The 19,312-nt window shown below is 44.4% G+C and carries 10 protein-coding genes; 6 read left to right on the forward strand and 4 right to left on the reverse strand.

Features of this window, described 5'->3' with window-relative positions; genetic code table 11:
- Positions 1-135: 135 nt before the first annotated feature.
- A complete protein-coding gene (gene grpE, locus AAFP14_RS08975) occupies positions 136-930 on the reverse strand; it encodes a nucleotide exchange factor GrpE (protein ID WP_341731930.1) in 795 nt (264 codons plus the stop codon).
- Positions 931-1,777: 847 nt separating this feature from the next.
- Here grpE and AAFP14_RS08980 point away from each other — a divergent pair.
- The 5 genes from AAFP14_RS08980 (at position 1,778) to AAFP14_RS09000 (ending at position 8,175) form a co-directional block, all read left to right on the forward strand.
- Positions 1,778-3,778, forward strand: a complete 2,001-nt coding sequence (locus AAFP14_RS08980) for a GspE/PulE family protein (RefSeq protein ID WP_341731931.1) — start codon at positions 1,778-1,780, stop codon at positions 3,776-3,778.
- A gap of 175 nt (positions 3,779-3,953) precedes the next feature.
- The gene (locus tag AAFP14_RS08985) at positions 3,954-5,048 is read left to right on the forward strand and encodes a type IV pilus twitching motility protein PilT (RefSeq protein ID WP_341731932.1); all 1,095 of its coding nucleotides are present in this window, start codon (positions 3,954-3,956) and stop codon (positions 5,046-5,048) included.
- Positions 5,049-5,211: 163 nt separating this feature from the next.
- Positions 5,212-6,339, forward strand: a complete 1,128-nt coding sequence (locus AAFP14_RS08990) for a type II secretion system F family protein (protein ID WP_341731933.1) — start codon at positions 5,212-5,214, stop codon at positions 6,337-6,339.
- A gap of 150 nt (positions 6,340-6,489) precedes the next feature.
- Complete coding sequence (locus AAFP14_RS08995; protein ID WP_341731934.1) at positions 6,490-7,104, forward strand: cupin domain-containing protein; 615 nt, start codon at positions 6,490-6,492, stop codon at positions 7,102-7,104.
- A 204-nt stretch (positions 7,105-7,308) separates the two neighbouring features.
- Positions 7,309-8,175, forward strand: coding sequence for a Uma2 family endonuclease (locus AAFP14_RS09000; protein ID WP_341731935.1), 867 nt, complete (start codon positions 7,309-7,311; stop codon positions 8,173-8,175).
- Here AAFP14_RS09000 and AAFP14_RS09005 read toward each other — a convergent pair.
- From AAFP14_RS09005 to AAFP14_RS09015, 3 genes are all read right to left on the reverse strand, one after another.
- Positions 8,152-8,754, reverse strand: a complete 603-nt coding sequence (locus tag AAFP14_RS09005; RefSeq protein ID WP_341731936.1) for a Uma2 family endonuclease — start codon at positions 8,752-8,754, stop codon at positions 8,152-8,154. The genes AAFP14_RS09000 and AAFP14_RS09005 overlap by 24 nt on opposite strands.
- A gap of 406 nt (positions 8,755-9,160) precedes the next feature.
- Complete coding sequence (gene bioU, locus AAFP14_RS09010) at positions 9,161-10,177, reverse strand: (S)-8-amino-7-oxononanoate synthase BioU (RefSeq protein WP_341731937.1); 1,017 nt, start codon at positions 10,175-10,177, stop codon at positions 9,161-9,163.
- Positions 10,178-10,256: 79 nt separating this feature from the next.
- Positions 10,257-10,673 carry a hypothetical protein gene (locus tag AAFP14_RS09015; RefSeq protein ID WP_341731938.1) on the reverse strand — a complete coding sequence of 139 codons (417 nt, stop codon included), beginning with the start codon at positions 10,671-10,673 and terminating at the stop codon, positions 10,257-10,259.
- 704 nt (positions 10,674-11,377) lie between these two features.
- Between AAFP14_RS09015 and AAFP14_RS09020 the strand changes: the two genes are divergently transcribed.
- Positions 11,378-19,093, forward strand: a complete 7,716-nt coding sequence (locus AAFP14_RS09020) for a S8 family serine peptidase (RefSeq protein ID WP_341731939.1) — start codon at positions 11,378-11,380, stop codon at positions 19,091-19,093.
- Positions 19,094-19,312 lie beyond the last annotated feature (219 nt).

Genomic DNA, 19,312 nt, shown 5'->3' on the forward strand with positions numbered 1-19,312 from the left:
CGGGGGTCGGTTACGGCCTGTACAGTTTGAAGCGTTGAGGCTATCGATATTTTAGGGACGATCGCACTGCAACGTTTCTTAAATGTGAACGTACCCTCTGCTTTAGCTTCCAGAATGCAGTAGGTTCGATCCCGATCAACCTTCCGAACTATCAGGATTGTCATCTGAGGCTACCACAGATAGCCCCGGCGCTGCAACTTTAACTTTGGCGTGCCGCAAGACGCGATCGCCCAGAGTATAGCCTCGTTCTAGTTCTTGGATGATTGTGCCTTCCTCGTGTTCGTCAGTTGGTTCGCTGAGCAAAGCTTCGTGGAGGTTGGGGTCAAACTGTTCACCTTCTGGACGCATCGGAGAAACTCCGATTTGTTTGAGGCATTCTACCATTTGCTTGTAAACGCTTTGGTAGCTTTTGTGTATGTTCATTTCGCCATCTGTTTGTGGCTTAATGTGGGCTCTTGCCCGCTCAAAGTTATCAATTACTGGCAACAGGGGTTTGATAATTAAACATTTTGCCTGTAAATCTAACTCTTCTTTTTCCTTTTGGGTGCGCCTGCGGAAGTTTTCAAAATCTGCTGCTAAGCGGAGATTTTGATTTTTGAGATCTTCTAATTGAGTAGAATAGGCTTGCAACTGAGCTTTTAAACTCTCTTTGTCGCTGGTGGCTTGTGCCAGCTCTCTCTTGAGCAACTCCGTAGCATCAGCAGTGACGCTATTGCTGGAACTAGAGGAGCCTGTTTCCCCGGCATTGTGAGTCGCTCCGGGATCGACCTGAGCACTTTGATAAGCTTGAGCAAGTTCCAGCTCCCAATCGGCTGCTGCATTGGAGTTTGCGGATGCTGGCGGCGGATTTTCGCTTACCATTGGCGAACTCTCTAGGGTTTCCCCCGTTGAGCTAGGATCTTGATGTTGCTGTTTTTCCTCGTCAATCATCAGAAAAATGGGTTTGAAACCCCGTCCTTTTAGGACGGCTTTACATTTATCACTACCGCCTTGGGGTTGTTTAATTTGGTGTACTTTTGTAATGCACTTTCAACGGGACAGTTACCGTTTCAAATTTTGCAACCCTGTACGCATAGTGTTTCGCTCCTTACAGAGCCTCCCATTACTGGGGTAATGTTAGCTTCGCCAAAGTTTAGTGAGCTTGTTAGGCTAGCAGCACTGTCTCAGTGACCTTAAGACTGTTTAACCACTAGCGACAGAGCAGGGGACTAGCGAAACCATCCACAGGGTGTCGTGACTCAAAAAACGTAGTCAATGAAGACTGAGGCTGGTCAGAACGGCTTGCTAGATTTCTCTTTCAAGCCTCACGCCTTGATAGCTGAGGTTCCTGACATATATCTGTGCGACAGAACCCTATCAATTCTAGCAGTCGGAAGAGACGCGCCCTCTGTGTAGTATTTGCTGACGGCAAATTAGACCTGCTTCAAATCGGCCTTGGTGAAGACCGGAGGATGGGCAGTTGATTAATCAAAATATATCTCACTAGACCGATCGCAGACTTTCTAAAAGCTATCATCACAGAACAGGCAATGTTTAACATCCTGCGGTCAAATTCAACAAGTTAAGCCTGTTGCCTCCAGATTACTCTCTTCTGGTTGCAAGAGGAAACCAATGTTAAGTTATGGCTGATAGATTCCCGTCAAGCAAGCTTGAACAGAATATAAAATTATCGTTGGAAAGCGATACACCCCGCCCCGCTTTCCTCTCCCGGTAAGGGCAATGCCCAAGTGCTGTGCCCTCTCTGCTATCACGGGAGTCTCCCGCGGGTTTTAGGTAAATGACTAACACATCCGATCGGCGTTTCTCCACATCTATAGTTACTATCAGCAATTTTACTCCGGCTCTCAACAAGATGATTCAGTCTGGTTACGTCAACAGCGACCAACTGAAAAAAGCTCAACTTGAAAGTCGGAAGTCAGGTAAGCGGTTGACAGAGGTACTAGAATCTGCTACGGGGCTGCCATTGCCACCTGAATTGCTGCGGCTTTACAAAAAGCAGCAGATGTTTGAACTCAAAATAGTGTATGGGGTTGAAGCGTTTGACCCGGAATTGAACGAACTGTCTAACGAGCAACTTGGAGCAATGCTCGATGACTTGAAAATGTCGATCGACATCTGTCGCCAACGTCGGTTTTTGCCTGTGGCGAAGACAGAAACTGAACCTCCGGCGCTAGTAGTGGCAATGGTCGATCCTGACAACCTGGATGCTCAAGAAGATTTGCGGCGGATTTTGAAGGGGTTGAGTTTTCAGCGACGGGTGATTACGCCAGATGACTATCAAGACATTACTTCTGCCTATCAAGAAGACCAAGTTAAGATAGCAGCCAAAATGGCTGAAGCCGAAAAGGAGAGAAAGCTTTCCCTAGGGGAGGGAGACTTTGGCGAACTCTCCTTAGAAGAGGTTTCTGCCGATACAGAAGACATCGCTGACACCATAAATGACATGGACCAAGCTCCTGTCATCAAAGCGGTGAACATCATTTTGGCTAAAGCTTTATCGGAAAAAGTGTCTGACATCCACGTAGAACCTCAAGAAGAGTTCATGCGAATTCGGATGCGGAAGGACGGGGTGCTGCAAGAATATTTCCGATTTCCCAAACAAGTGGTGCAAGGGATTACTGCCAGATTTAAAATTATTGCCAATTTGGACATTGCCGAACGCAGACAAGCTCAAGATGGTCGCATCCGCCGGGTATTTGAAGGACGGACGGTGGATTTCCGGGTAAATAGCTTGCCTTCTCGTTACGGCGAAAAAATTGTGCTGCGGATTTTGGACAGTTCCAGCACTCAGTTGGGTCTGGGTTTGTTAATCTCGGATCAAGAAACTCTGGCTTTGGTGCGAGAAACTGCGAGTCGTCCCTTCGGACTGATTTTGGTGACTGGGCCGACGGGTTCGGGTAAGTCCACTTCGCTCTATTCCATTCTGGCAGAAAAGAATGATCCGGGGATTAATATCAGTACGGCGGAAGACCCGATCGAATATGCTTTGCCGGGAATTACCCAGTGTCAAGTAATTCGGGAAAAAGACTTGACTTTTTCCAATATTCTGCGGGCGTTTTTGCGGCAAGACCCTGACGTGCTGCTGGTGGGGGAAACGCGGGATAAAGAAACGGCGAAAACCGCTCTGGAAGCTGCTTTGACCGGACACTTAGTGTTGACTACGCTCCACACTAATGATGCGGCCGGTGCGATCGCCCGTTTGGACGAAATGGGCGTAGAACCCTTCATGGTTTCGGCAGCTTTGTTAGGCGTGTTGGCTCAGCGTTTGATGCGCCGGGTTTGTGACAAATGTCGCATTCCTTACCAGCCCACACCCGAAGAACTAGGCAAGTACGGTCTGTCGGCTTCTCAAGAAGTGGATCTGACAGTCTACAAGGCTAACACTATACCAGTTGAACAGAGGAAGGAATTGGCAGACCGGGATCAACTTTGTACCAAGTGCGGTGGTATCGGCTACAAAGGACGGGTAGGGGTTTACGAGTTCCTGAAAAATACTGAACGGCTGCAAGCTCTGATTACTCAAGGTGCTCCCACAGAGCAAATTAAGGAAGCAGCAGTAGAAGAAGGGATGAAAACCTTGTTGGCCTATAGCTTGCAGTTAGTGCGAGAAGGGGCGACTACCTTTGAAGAAGTGGAGCGGGTGACTTTTACCGACTCTGGGCTGGAGGCAGAATTGAAAGCGAAACGCAAGCAGGGACTAACCTGCAAGACTTGTCAGGCGGAATTGAAGCCGGAGATGCTGGATTGTCCGTACTGTTTGACGCCGCGCGTTTTTTAGATTGATTCAGCAGTCAGTAGTCAGTAGTCAGTAGTCAGTAGTTGTTGGTAATCGGTTATTAGAAAAACAACAGTCAACAGTCAACAGTCAACAGACAACAGACAACAGACAACAGACAACAGACAACTGAGTTAAATTGGTCAATAACTATCAACTTGATTAGGGAGACATATCTATGGGTCTGATGATTGAAGACGTACTGGAGTCCCTCGTAGAGCAAGGGGGTTCAGATATACACATCCAAGCGGGCGCACCTATTTTCTTCCGGGTGAGCGGGAGACTAACTCCTCAGCCACAATACGGCGAAATTATGTCGGCTGAGGAAGTGCAGATCCTGATCTTCCAAATGCTCAACAATATGCAGCGCAAGCAATTGGAAATGGAGTGGGAATTAGACTGCGCTTACGGGGTGAAGGGTTTGGCTCGGTTCCGGGTGAACGTTTACCGCGAACGGGGTGCTTGGGCTGCTTGTTTGCGGGCTCTGGCTTCTAAGATTCCGAACGCCGATGCTTTAGGTGTGCCTCAGATTTTGCGGGATCTGACGGAAAGACCCAGAGGTATGCTGTTGGTGACGGGACAAACGGGTTCTGGGAAAACAACGACGATGGCGGCTTTGTTGGATCTCGTCAACCGGACGCGGGCGGAACATATTCTGACAGTTGAAGACCCGATCGAATATGTGTTTCCCAATATCAAGAGTTTGTTTCACCAGCGTCAAAAGGGCGAGGATACTAAGAGCTTCTCTAATGCCCTGAAGGCTGCTCTGCGGGAAGATCCTGATGTGATTCTGGTGGGGGAAATGCGCGACTTGGAAACTATCGGTCTGGCAATTTCGGCGGCGGAAACTGGTCACATGGTAATGGGAACGCTGCACACTAATTCTGCGGCTGCTACGATCGATCGGATTTTGGACGTGTTCCCCCCCATTCAACAACCCCAGGTTCGCGCTCAGGTGTCTAACTCTTTGGTGGGAATTTGCAGCCAAAATTTAGTTCTGAAAGTTGGTGGTGGCCGTTGCTGCGCTATGGAAATCATGGTGAATACTCCTGCTATGGCTAACTTGATCCGGGAGGGGAAAACTCCGATGATTTACTCTCAAATCCAAATGGGGGCGAAGTTGGGTATGAGGACAATGGAAATGGCTTTAGCTGAACTTTACAAAACTGGTAAAGTCACTTGGGAATCGGCAATGGCTAAGGCTTCTAAAGCTGATGAACTCGAACGCTTAATTGGCCCGGCACCCATTGGTGCAAAGACAGGCGGTCATTAATTCAGTTATTGGTTACTGGTTATTGGTTACTGGTTACTGGTTATTGTTTATTGGTTATTAATAACAATCAACCAACCAAACAACTACGAACCAACAAGTAACAAATAACCCATAACCAATAACTACTAATTAGTAATTTTCCATAAACTTTCACAGGTAATGTATGGCTACCAATGTAATCCGCGAAAAGCCTAAAGGCAGTTTTAGCTTTGAACAAATTCAAGAGAAAATAGATTACACTTTTAGCAGTGTTACTGTTAAAGATTTAGCTATTTTTGCTCGTCAGTTTGCGGCTATGTTTAATGCAGGTGTCGCCATCGTTAGATGTCTTTCTGTTTTGCACGAACAGTGTTCTAATGCTAAGTTGAAACGAGCGCTCAGGAGCATGAATGCTGACGTACAAGAGGGGATAAACTTGGCAGAAGCGATGGCGAAGTTTCCTGATGTTTTTGACCAACTGTTTATCAGTATGGTGGCGGCCGGAGAAGTCGGGGGTGTGTTAGATGAAACCCTAGACCGTCTTGCTCTGATGATGGAAAAAAATCACAAAACAGAGTCGGAAATTAATTCGGCGATGTCTTATCCGAAGACTGTGCTTTCCATCGCGATCGTGATTTTTTTCGCAATGACCATATTTCTGCTACCAACTTTTGCGAAAATTTTTAAGGATATTGGTGCAGATTTGCCTGCTTTTACGGTATTTATGTTGGCAATTAGTGCGTTTTGTACCGCTTGGCCTCCCATTCAACAGTTGACAGTTATTGGTGTGATTATAGCACTAAAATTTGCCTTCGATATGTACTACAAAACTCCTGTAGGACGCCTACAAATTGATAAAATAGCAATGAAGTTGCCGATTTTTGGAGATTTGATCGAAAAATCGGCTGTAGCTAGATTTTGTGTGATATTTGGGTCGCTGACGCGATCGGGTGTACCGATTCTCAATTCTTTGGAAATTGTGCGAGATGTGGCTGGGAATCAGGCTATCTCAAACGCGATCGAATATGCAAGACAAGAAATTCAAAGCGGTGGCATGATTAGTATTGCTTTGCAAGAACAGCAAGTTTTTCCATCCTTGGCAATTCAGATGATGGCAATTGGCGAAGAAACTGGGGAACTTGACAAGATGCTAATGAAAGTTGGCGCTTTCTACGAAACGGAAGTGGAAGAGGCTGTAAAAGGACTTACAAGTATGCTAGAGCCGCTGATGATTGTGGTTGTAGGTGGTATCGTAGGTTCGATTTTGCTGTCTATGTATCTGCCGATGTTTGCAGTGTTTCAGAAGCTGTAAAAAACAGTAATTTGTTATGCGTTATTGGTTATTGGTTATTGTTTATTAATTGGTAAAAATTAAAACAAGTAATCACTAACCAGTAATTAAACAGCTAATAACAAATAAGAAATAACAAATAAGAATTAACTAATAAATCCTGAATTTAAAATGTTTATTAAACAATATAATTACGAAGCGTTACTAGCACAATACAGTGAATCTGCTGCGGCCCTTGAACTGCTTAAGAAGTATCGAATTTACATGGAAATGGTTCCGAGTATTCGTCGGAGCGATGATAGTTTGATTGCAATTCCTTTGCCCATTGCGCGGCTGCGGGAGGGCGTTTCCTATGCGCGAAGCAGCGGTGCTAGTATATCACCGGGACAAGCAGTTTGTTTGCCCTGTGATTTGGCGATTTTGATGTGCGATCCTGAATGGAAAGTGAAAATTGGGGTAGAAATTTTGATTTTTATTCATCGCCAAAATGAGGAGTTTTCTGAGTTACTTGCCCGTTGGCGGCAGTGTCAGGTTTGGCTGGATAAAGATTACGAGTGGGTGATGCCGCATCGTTACAGGCATATTTTCAGCGATCAAGCTGAGGCTATTCATCCTTTATTTGTGTTGTTTGATGAAACGCCGGAACTGATTCAGCGAGGTTTAATGGGGGCTGGTTTGCCGTTTGTGGTGGAAAGTTTCGACTCTGGGATTGAGGAAGCAGAGGAGGAAGAGTTTCTGGGTACTGGGGAAGTGGGAAGTCTGGGTGAAGAGAGTTATGAGTTGTAGGTAAATAAATGAATATTCAAGTTCATGAATCTTATGGACCGATCGCCTTTGCAAGAATTAAATCCCTATAATTGCTAAGTCTAATAATTTAGATGACACTTTAATGCTCTAAAAAAAAGAGAGAAAAATTTTCCATCTAATTGGATTCCCCTCGCTATAAATTATGATAAAATAACTAACAATAGCTCCGATCGCCCTAAAATTATGTCGGAAACATTAATTGATATAAGTCTGCCTCCCCAATTTCCAGATCATACACAACTTCCTGAGTCTGACGGTACTTTCGTGAAAAATTTTCAGGAGCATCCTCAAAGTATAATTCTCACTGATTCCATCGGGCCTGTGTTGCAGCGCCGACATCCCGACGGACGCTACTGCATCGGACAAGATTCTGGGATTTATTGGCGGGAAACTGAACCACCGGAAAAAGGGGCAGAAGCTCCTGACTGGTTCTACGCGCCGAATGTTTCAGCACGCCCGGAACAGGGCAAATATCGTCGTTCTTACGTGCTATGGAGAGAACATTTAGCACCTTTAATTGCTTTGGAATTTGCTAGCGGAAATGGCAATGAAGAACGAGATGACACTCCTCTGTTGATGACTGATGCAGGAGAAGTGCAAAAGCCGGGTAAGTTTTGGGTTTACGAGCAAATTATTCGGATTCCTTACTACGGCATTTATGAGATGAGCAACGAGCGATTAGAAGTCTATCATTTGAGAGATTTTGCTTATCACAAACTCGAACCTAATCAACGCGGTCACTATCCGATTGAACCATTAGAAATTGAGTTGGGACTTTGGCAGGGAAGTTATCAAAATCAAACGCAACTTTGGTTGCGCTGGTGGGATAGTCAGGGGAATTTGTTATTAATTGGTGATGAAAGAGCTGAACTTGAAAAACTCAGAACTGAACAGGAACATCAACGTGCTGAACAGGAACGTCAACGTGCTGAACAAGAGCGTCAACGTGCTGAACGGGCGGAACAAAAAGCGGCGCGACTTGCAGAAAGACTATTAGCAATGGGTATCGATCCTGATGCAGATGATTCACCAGATTTTGGCCATCCGTAAGACAAATCCTGTTAACTCTGGATCGGCGCTCACTGTTTCGGGATTATCCAAGATTTCCAGTTCTCGATTGGGGCGGTAGATGTAGACTTTTCGGTTTTTGCGATCGATCAACAAGCCGAGTAATACACCATTGTCAATATATTCTTGCATCTTGTTTTGCAATCCTTTGAGAGGATCGCTAGAGGAGCGTAATTCAATCACAAAGTCTGGACAAATCGGTGCAAATGAGGCTTTTTGTTCTTCAGTTAAGGCATTCCAGCGCTCTAGTTTAATCCATGAGGCATCGGGGGAAAGGATTGCGACCTTGGGCAGGGTAAAGCCTGCACTGGAGTCAAACGTTTCACCTGTGCCATCTTGTTCTGCCCAGTTCGCAAGTTGCTGAAAAATCTTACCGTTGCGATTACTTGTATCCGAAAAAGCTGGTGACATAACGATCACTTCCCCACTGGCGGTACGTTCGATTCTCAAATCGCCATTGGCTAGACAGAATTGATAGAACTGTTCAACAGTCATTGGTTCGATCGCAGGGAGATCGATCGTCAATGGGACGCTTTGGGTTGGAATTAGCAGGGTTGTCATGGTTTTTTTTCAGTTGGTGTAGGAGTGAATTAGTGACAGAATACCTGAACTTTTTTGGCTCGCAGTGGGTGGTCAGAAACCGGGTTTTTTCGAGAATAGTGGTTATAGTCTTTAATATCGCTAAAAACCCGGTTTCTTGGATGGTAGCGCGTCCAGGGTCAGAAACCGGGTTTTTACGAGAATACTGGTTAGAGCCTTTAATATTCGGTAAAAACCCGGTTTCTTGGGTGGGAGTGCGTCCAGGACGATGATTTTTAGCTTATACCAATTTTTTATGAGGCTGCATAGAATCTGATCCCCCCTAGCCCCCCTTAATAAGGGGGGGACAAGATTCTTCTCAAAGTCCCCCTTCTTAAGGGGGATGCGAGGGGGATCGAGATCTGTGCAACGACCCATTAAATTGGTATTACTTGACAAATTGAGGCATGATTTCGGCGGCGGTGAATAAGCCGGAAATGCCTTTTCTTTGCAGCATTATACCGGCTTTCAGATAACCGAAAGCTGGGCCGCAAACGTTGGCAGCCATGCTGGTTTCGTCGCCTAAAGTAAAGGTGTGAGTGGAGATTTTGCCCTCGAAGGTGCGGCCGGTAATTTGAACGTTGGTGCTCAGGGGTTTTTTGGAATTGCGGGTATCGACGATGCCGCCGACTGTGACTCGATCGCGATCGCAAATTCCTGCCAATTCCAACATGATATCATCGGCGTGTTCCATATTTTCCAGCTTCAATAAACCCTTGGTGGTATCTAACAGCGCTTCCACTTCTGCATCAGACATGGCTTGAGCTTTCGGTACATCATAACCGGGCAAATGTGCGATGTCTTCGCGAATGGTGGCTCGATAAGCTTCCCAATTGGCAATTCCGACTCCAAAGGTGATTTTGACGCTGTGCACTTCTGCGAAACTTTGAGCTGCTAATGCTGCTGCTGCTGTGAGTAACCCTGGTGTTGCACCGCAGCCTGTCATGTAGGTAATTCCTGCTGCTTGAAGTTCGTCTTTGAGGGCGAGAATTTGTTCGACGGCGCTGGTGCGTTTGATGGCATCTACTAATACTCCTTTCCAGCCGGATTCGATAAATTGTCTGGCTACCGATGCCATGAATGTGTTGGGAAGATTTGGTAATGCGAGGAAATAGCCGTCTACTCCTTGGGCTGTTTGGATCAGTTCTTGAATGCTGCGATCGCTCAAAATTCCCGCTGGTTCCAAATAACCTAAAGAACCTTGAGATTTATAAATAGCTTCGCAATCTTTAGAATTTAAGCCTTCAGCAGCATAGGCGTAACCTTTTTGGTCCGCGGCGGCTACCCAGAGCATTTCCCGTTTGGGAGCGAGTAAACGGGCGGCTGCTTGGCCGAGTCCGCCATAACCCAAGACCCCTACTCGAATTGGTTGGTTAATTAAATCTGTAGCTTTTTTTGTACTCATGGGAATTTGTGAATATTGGACAATCTTTGATTATCGGTCAATTGGGGACAATTGAGAAGGGAATAATCAAATAAGATGGCTATGGCGCGATCGCGAAAGCCTGTTTAACTTCCGATCGCAGTAAGTAGTAAATTGTAGCGATCGCAAAACCGAGAGTCAAAAAGTTGACCGCAGTACCACCACTACCAAACATTTTCGCCACCTGTGCAAGGGTAGCAATGACATGGACAATTAATGTTCCTGTCCAAGCCCAAGTTTTGAGTTGAAACAAACCCCAAGTTAAAACTAAAGAAATAACTCCTAAAATCAGACTTATCGCGGCAAATATGGCAATAACCCCCCCGATGACAGTGCCCACTTTCGCGCCACCAACAACAGCACCGAGGCCACCAAAAATCCCCGCAAAAAACAAGATAAATAAGCCATCAAGCAGACTAAAAACAGCACTGATTAGCTGTAAAATTGCCAGAATAGTAACACTTTGAGGACGAGTCATGTTTTTATGTTCCCTTGTTAAATAGATGCGATCGCGCAACCCTCAAGACGGTTGATATATTTGTCATACTGAGCGACACCTAGTGTAGCGAAGTATCTCCGAGATTTTTCACTCTCCTGAACCTTGTCAAGAATCGGAATGACAGAATTATAGAACCTCCTTGGGGGTTGGTATAAATATTTTAACCTGTTAAGTGGTTATGCGGATATAGTGTTTAAAGGCATGAGGGATGGGCATCAAGAGTTTCTTAATCGCTGAAAACATCTATTTTATGGCTTTTTTTTGCTGATTTCTTGTTTTTTCTTCCTTTTGCTCTCACTTTCTTTTAATCCCGTGAGGTTAGCTTTACAGCAGGCGGAAAGCAAAATCTTTATAAAAAAAATGCAACATATCTCTAAAATTCAGCTACAATGCTAACCGTCTAGATAAAAGTTCTACCAAAAATCGAATACATCATATTCATATATCTGTTCTGACTTTCAATTTCAGGGTGAGAAGCATCTGCAAACGAATTGAATTGCTGTAAAAGCAAGTCGAAGACTAAGCTGAGAATCAGGAAATCATAAGTATTACTTATTTTCCCGTGAAACGGCTTGGCGAGTTTCGGCAACACATCGGCATTTTAAATCCTGCGCATTTTGCTTATAGCCAAAATTAAGGCTATTTTTTTTGTGTGTTGTCAACTTATCAGGGGAATATAAACAATGTCGATTTTAGATATTAGTAATTTTAAAAATACATACAGTAACCAAGACTCGGTTAACTTTGCAGCCCCCAATGATACTTATAAATTTAAGATTACGGAACCGAGCAATCTGAACATATCATTTTCTGGTTTAAGCGCTCCTGTAAACTGGCTACTAAAAGATAGCAATGACAGGATTTTATCCATAACACAACTAGACCCCCTCGCTCCTCAAGTCATCAATTTTGGCAATTTAGAAATAGGCAACTATTCTTTAGAAGTTCAACAAGCAGGTAGTGATACCAATTATAAGCTAACCATTGACTCTCTGACAGGTTCACCTTTTGAATCAGGTTTTTTTGATGTTCATTCGGCAGGGGAAGTGGGTTTTGATTTGCTGCTGGATGGTGGCACATACCAAGGTGAAATAGGGATGTTCAGCTTGGAGGGATTGGGAGCATTTAATCCAGATTCTGTAGAGTTTATTAAGGAAACCAGTCGGCGAATTATCAGCAATTCTTATTTGGGTCATGTGGTAATTTCCGACTTCAATCAAGGAGCTAAGTTTGATGCGGTTTTACCCTGGGAAGCTAACCAAAATTCGGGAGAATATAAAGGCGCTCAATACTTTACGATGAGACCTGGGGATAAATTTGGGCTGATGCTGGTCCCTAATGGGACGGTACAAGAAGTGTTTAATAATCCCACTATCGGTAGTACGAAGCGTCCTTTGTTTTCCCTGGCTAAAGCTAATCCCTCTGAGGCTTTTCATATAGGTCAAATAGCAGATGTAAATGGGAATGGCAATGTGTTTGTCATGGAAGATTTACGGGTGGATTTAGGGAGCGATCGCGATTATAATGATACGATTTTTCAAATCACGAATGCGACAGGAAAGGCGATCGTACTAGATCGGGTGATCGAGCCTACACTTGATTGGCGACCGAAATTACCAGATGTAGTGAAATACATTAACGACCAAGTTAATATAGTACCTAAAAATACAGCACCTACTTCCTTACAGTTTAATGTTAAGGAAATTTATAATCCCAATGATATAGTGAGTTTGACTGGTGGCAAAGTATATGATGCGGAAGGAGTTAGTGACCTTAAGCAAGTAAGTTTTTGGCTGAATAAAGATAATAATAATTGGCAAAAGCTAGGCAGTGATGCTGTAAATTTTACAGCCGATAGCGCTGGGTTTGCAAGTTTTGACTACTCGCTCAATAGCCTAGGAATTGGTGATTATCAATTGACTGCGATCGCCTACGATCGAACAGGTGATTCTAGCACGGCGGTGACTAAAGAATTTACAGTAAAAACTCCTGAAGTGGTAGTTCCGCCAACTCCGACACCAGTACCAACACCGACTCCAACTCCAACTCCACCACCAACTCCAACACCAATAAATACAGCACCAAAAGACTTGCAATTTGAGATTTCAAGTACATACACGGTGGGAGACAAAATTAGTTTTACGGGTGGTAAAGTTTACGATGCTGATGGTGTGGAAAACCTGAAAAGTGTAGAATTTTCGGTGCAAAAGGAAGGCGGTGCATTGATTAAGCTTAGTAATGCTGAAACTTTCGTGGCTGATGGCCTTGGATGGGGAAATTTTAGCTATTCTTTGCCGGATTTGGGTGTAGGGAAGTATGAGGTAAAGGCGATCGCCTATGATAAAGAAAATGCTACCAGCAATACGGTACTCAAAAGCTTGACTGTCAACGAAGCTATCGTTACACCAACACCAACACCAGTAACAACTCCGACACCAGTACCAACTCCGACACCAGTACCAACTCCGACGCCAGTACCAACTCCGACTCCGACAATAACTCCAACTCCGACAATAACTCCAACGCCAACACCAACTCCAACTCCGACAATAACTCCAACTCCAACTCCAACTCCGACAATAACTCCAACGCCGACGCCAACTCCAACTCCGACAATAACTCCAACTCCAACACCAACGCCAACTCCGACAATAACTCCAACTCCAACTCCGACAATAACTCCAACTCCAACTCCAACTCCGACAATAACTCCAACGCCAACTCCAACGCCAACTCCGACAATAACTCCGACGCCGACGCCAACTCCAACTCCGACAATAACTCCGACGCCGACGCCAACGAATACAGCGCCAAGAGATTTACAATTTAGAACTTTACCCCTCTATACTAAGGGTGAAAAAATTAGTTTTAATGGCGCTAAGGTTTTTGACGATCAAGGAGTCGGCGATATTGCTAAAGTCGATTTCTGGTTCCAAAAAGAAGGTGGTGAGAAAATTGAAATCGCTAATGATGTTACTCAATTCACCAGTGATAGCGATGGGTTTGGTAGATTCAATTTTAGTGATAATTTGAGCAGTTTAGCACCGGGTCGTTATCAATTGTCGGCGATCGCCTATGATAAAGTAGGTAATGCTAGTACAGTATCGAGTCAAAGGTTTGCGCTGATTAGCGATCCGGGTGAAGATGGGTTGTCTGATGAAGTCAGATTGGCGATCGTTGGTTCAGCTAACCTAGAAAAATACGATCCAGAAGCACTGGCTAACACGCGAGAATGGTTGGTTTGGCTGACTCCCGGTAGTTCATCCTCACAGTTGGCTAGCAGTTTAAATGCTGTAGATTTAGGCATAGCCGGACACATCCCCAACACCTACCGCTGGCAATTTCCAGAAGATGCCGATCCATTACAGGTGCAACAGTCTTTACTATCACTAAGTCGAGTGGAATTTGCTTATCCCCTTGTTCCCATACAGCCAAAATTGCTGTCGGAACCCAAGGATGAACCTTTGGTAAAAGATGGAACTCAGTGGCACTTGCAAACAGGCATTAACCCAACCGCTAATGTGATGTCTGCTTGGGAGTTAGCGCGAGGGAAGGGTGTAGTTATTGGCATTGTTGATGACGGCTTTGAGTATAGCCATCCAGAATTGAGCTCTCAATATCGATCGGATCTGAGTTGGGATTTCAACGAAAATGATGCCGATCCCTTACCCACTTACCAGAAGGAAGTGATTGATAAATATTCCCCGGACAGTTCCCTGAATAGTGCAATCAAAGACTTTCGGCAGACGATGTTCCGTATAAAAGTGCCTCTGACGGGAGTGGTAACAGACGTGAAAGTTGAACTGAATATCCAGCACCCCAAAATCTCGGATTTGGAAGGATATTTGGTAAGTCCCAAGGAACCAATGTTCGACCCCCTCGTTTTCCTGTCTTCGTGGCGCAATTGGTCTCCCAGACCAGGCGATCCGCCTGCTGGACCGCCAGAAGTTGAACTATTCCGAAATATCGTCGGTAGTGGCAGTAATTTTTCTGGCACAATATTTGACGATCTAGCAACAACACCGATATCGACCGCCTTTGCGCCTTTTACGGGCAGTTTCCAACCGGAAGGGAGTTTAACCGGCGCTAATAACCAGTGGGCACCGGGTTATTGGCAGTTAAGGATTAACAATGAAGGACAGTTAAACACTGGAAAAGTCAATCAGTTTGGTTTGAACTTTAGTACCTACAATCCTCATGGAACATCGGTAGCAGGAGTTGCGATTGCTAATGGTTCCAATGGCTATCAAGGCAGTGGAGTTGCCCCGGAAGCTTCCTTCGCTGGACTGCGCCTAATTGCTGATAAATTTGACGATACAATTTTAGCGAATGCGCTGTATGACGTGTCTGGTAAAAATCGAAATGAGTCCATTGATATCTACAACAATAGTTGGAAGGAAGAGAATTGGCTGAGTGACTCCGGTCCTGGTGTGAAAGCGATGGAGATGGGAGTCAAACAGGGGCGCGGCGAACTTGGTAATATCTATGTCTTTGGTGCTGGTAACGATGCCTTAGATGAGGGAAATGTCAACTATAACGGATTGGCGAATTCTCGCTATGCGATCGCCGTAGGTGCGATCGATAATAGGGGCTACAAGTCACCTTATAGCGAACCGGGAGCCTCTCTATTAGTATCTGCATATTCGAGTGGCAACGGAATCGGTATTACTACACCCGATCTGCAAGGTAGCAGGGGATACGACGAGAAGGACTACACCACTGGCTTTGGCGGAACTTCAGCAGCCGCGCCTTTCGTATCAGGGGTTGCTGCCTTGATGTTAGAAAAAAATTCCTCTTTGAGTTGGCGGGACGTGCAGCATATCTTAGTAGAAACTGCTCAGAAAAATGATGCTTTCGATCCAGGTTGGTCTCAAAATGGAGTGGGGGCTTGGGTTAACCACAAATACGGGTTTGGGGCTGTCGATCCGGTAGCAGCGGTGAAAAAAGCTGATAATTGGACATCTGTTGATCGAGAATTTCAGGTGAGTTCTAACTTACAAGTTGTCAGGGAAAGTATCCCTGATGGTGCAGAAACAGGTTTGTCTTCAAAGGTAACAATTAATGAAGATATTAATGTCGAAAAAATTGAAGTTTTGTTTGATACTGACCACAAGGATTGGAGCGATTTAACGGTCAAACTAAAATCGCCAGACGGTACAAATTCGATTTTAATGCAGGCATTACCTAAAGAAGGAAATCCAAACAATAACTATCAAATAAAACCTGAATCAACTAAAACACCTTGGCTATTCACTTCTAATCGCACCTGGGGAGAATCTTCTAAGGGTGACTGGACATTAGAAGTTATTGATGAAAACGGAAATGACACAAAAGGTTCCTCGGATAGTTGGAAGCTGAATATTTACGGAACTAAGCCAAATGTATCTATAGAGGCAACAGATCCGAGTGCTTCAGAAAATGGCGATCCGGGTACGGTGATTATTTCTCGGAAGGGTCAAACAAAATATGATTTGAAGGTCGATTATTTGGTGGGAGGGACTGCTAGTGAGTCTCTAGATTATCAGAAATTAAGTGGGAGTGTCACGATTCCTGCTGGCCAGTCGAGTGTGGCAATTCCGATCGTTCCAGTTGATGACAATTTAGTCGAAGGAGAGGAGACGGTAGCGCTCACGTTATCAACAGGTCAAAGTTATACTATTGGCAAAGATGGCAGTGCAACAGTGGCGATCGCTGATAATGATGAGTCTCCCAATGTTGTTACCAATACCAAAGACAGCGGGCCTGGTAGTTTGCGGGCAGTTTTAAATTGGGCTAATAGCAATCCGGGTAAGGATACGGTTATCTTCAAGATTCCGAACACAGATCCGGGCTACAATACCAGCACCAATGCTTTTACTATTCGACCACTATCACCACTGCCAAAGATTACCGATTCAGCGATTATTGATGGCACTACTCAGCCTGGATTTTCAAATCGTCCAGTGATTGAATTAGATGGCAGTAATGCTGGCATAGTGGATGGTTTATATATCTCTGCTGGCAACAGTACAGTCAGAGGATTAACCATCAATCGTTTTGGTATTGAGGGTATCCGATTGATTGATAATGGTAACAATATCGTTGAAGGAAACTTCATTGGTACTGATGTCACTGGCACTCAAGATTTCGGCAACCTCTATAGTGGCATTTCAGTTTGGTCGCCTAATAATATTATTGGCGGTACAACGGTTAAAGCACGCAATATCATATCTGGCAATGATAACGATGGTGTTTACATTAGCGGATTAAATGCTAATAGCAATTTGATTCAAGGCAACTATATCGGTAGCGATGTCACTGGTACTAAAGATTTGGGCAATAAATATAGTGGTGTTGCTATCTGGAACGCAAGTAATAACACTGTTGGCGGTACAACGATTGATGCAGGGAACTTGATACTCGGCAACGGTAAAAATGGTGTCTTTATTAATGGTTCTGGTTCCACTGGTAATGCTGTTTTATCTAATTCCATTTCTGCGAACGATAGCTTTGGAATTGATTTGGGAGATAATGGATTAACCGTGAATGATTTAGGAGATAGCGACACAGGCTCTAACAACTTCCAGAATTTCCCTGAGTTGACTTCCGCTATATTTAGCAGTGGGAATACGACAATAAAAGGCAAGATAAATAGCACTCCCAATACTACATTCAGAGTAGAGTTCTTCTCTAACAAGGTTTTAGATGACTCTGGTTTTGGCAGTGGTGGTTTTGGTGATGGTAGTTTTGGTGGTGGCGGCTATGGTGAGGGAGAGAAGTTCCTGGGATTCCAGACTGTGACGACAGATGGCAGTGGTAATGCGAATGTTGAGATTAAGTTACCAGTAGCTGTGCCCATTGGTCAATTTATTACTGCTACGGCTACCGATCCGAAGAATAACACTTCGGAGTTTTCTCAAGGAATTGCGATCGTAGCTAATCAAGCACCCACCGAACTATTTACCGACATTAATGCTAATTTGGATGGTTCTTATTACAGTTCAGCAGCCTGGGGAGATTATGATAACGATAGCGATCTAGATATTCTAGTGACAGGCACAAAGGGACCAAATTCTATCGCCAAAGTTTACCGAAACGATAGTGGCAACTTCACGGATATTAATGCTGCTTTGAATGGAGTTAAGAATAGTTCAGTAGATTGGGGAGATTATGACAGAGATGGCGATCTTGATATTCTGCTAACAGGTTTGGATAATACCTCCAACCCAGTCTCGAAAGTTTATCGGAATGATGGGGGTAATTTTACGGATATTAGTGCTAACTTGCCTGGAGTTTGGAATAGTTCAGCAAATTGGGGAGATTATGATAATGATGGCGATCTCGATATACTGCTGACCGGTGTTACCATTATTTCTGGTTCTTCTGTTAAGATTGCGAAAGTCTACCGCAATGACAGTGGTAGTTTTACAGATATAGCGGCTAATTTACAGGGAGTTTGGCAGGGTTCAACAGATTGGGGTGACTACGACAAAGACGGAGACCTTGATATTCTCATAACTGGTAATTCTGATGATTCGTCTTCATCAGATGTCTCTAAGATTTATCGTAATGATAGTGGCAGTTTCACTGATATAAGCGCATCATTAACAGGTGTTTCTTCTGGTGACGCAGCTTGGGGAGACTATGACAATGACGGCGATCTAGATGTACTTTTGACAGGCTTAATGGCAAATAATTCATCTCCTGTTGCTAAGGTTTATCGTAATGATGGTGGTAGTTTTACCGAGATTAATGCTGGCTTGCAGGGAGCTTATTATAGCTCTGTAGATTGGGGTGATTATGATAATGATGGGGACTTAGATATTCTTTTGACAGGTGCAACGCCATCCAGGGTCTCAAAACTCTACCGAAATGATGGTGGTAGCTTCACTGATATTAGTACCAACTTACAAGGAGTGTTTGGTAGTTCAGTAAGTTGGGGAGACTACGACAATGATAGCGACCTAGATCTTCTTTTGGTTGGTAATCAATTGGGGGTTTCATCTGGTAGCACTAAGGTTTACCGAAATAACATTTTTACTGTAAATACACCATCCACACCACCCCTGGGGCTGATTTCTTCAGTTAATGGCAATTCTGTTACCCTAAACTGGAACCCTGCTACTGATGCTGAAACACCGCAACAAGGTTTGACATATAACTTGCGGGTAGGAACAACTCCTGGAGGTTCAGATATTATGTCTCCGATGGCTAATAGTAATGGAACCCGCAAAGTAGTCCAAATGGGCAATGTCAATCAAAAAACAAATTGGACGCTTAAAAATCTCAAACCGGGTACTTATTACTGGAGTGTCCAAGCAATTGATACTTCTTTTGAAGGTTCGACTTTTGCTACTGAAGGCAGCTTTACAGTTTTAGGTGTAGGTGCAATTGGAAGTATAAGTATAAGTGCTACTTAAGGTTCATTCCACAGTCCGGCAAGGGTTGAAACCCCTGCCTCAAAGCGCAAGTCCTCTCAAAGAGGACTGATGATAATGAGTTCTTGAGTCCTCTTTTAGAGGACTTTAGCTATTAGACAGGGAATTCATTCCCTGGCGGACTTACGGGCCCACAGACAGACTTGGCGGGCTTTCAGGCTTAAGTTGACACCAATGGGTAGTGCCGTGTCCCTACAATTA

Origin of the sequence: Microcoleus sp. EPA2, assembly GCA_020882975.1 — a bacterium.
In the GTDB taxonomy this organism is placed as follows: Bacteria; Cyanobacteriota; Cyanobacteriia; order Cyanobacteriales; family Microcoleaceae; genus Microcoleus.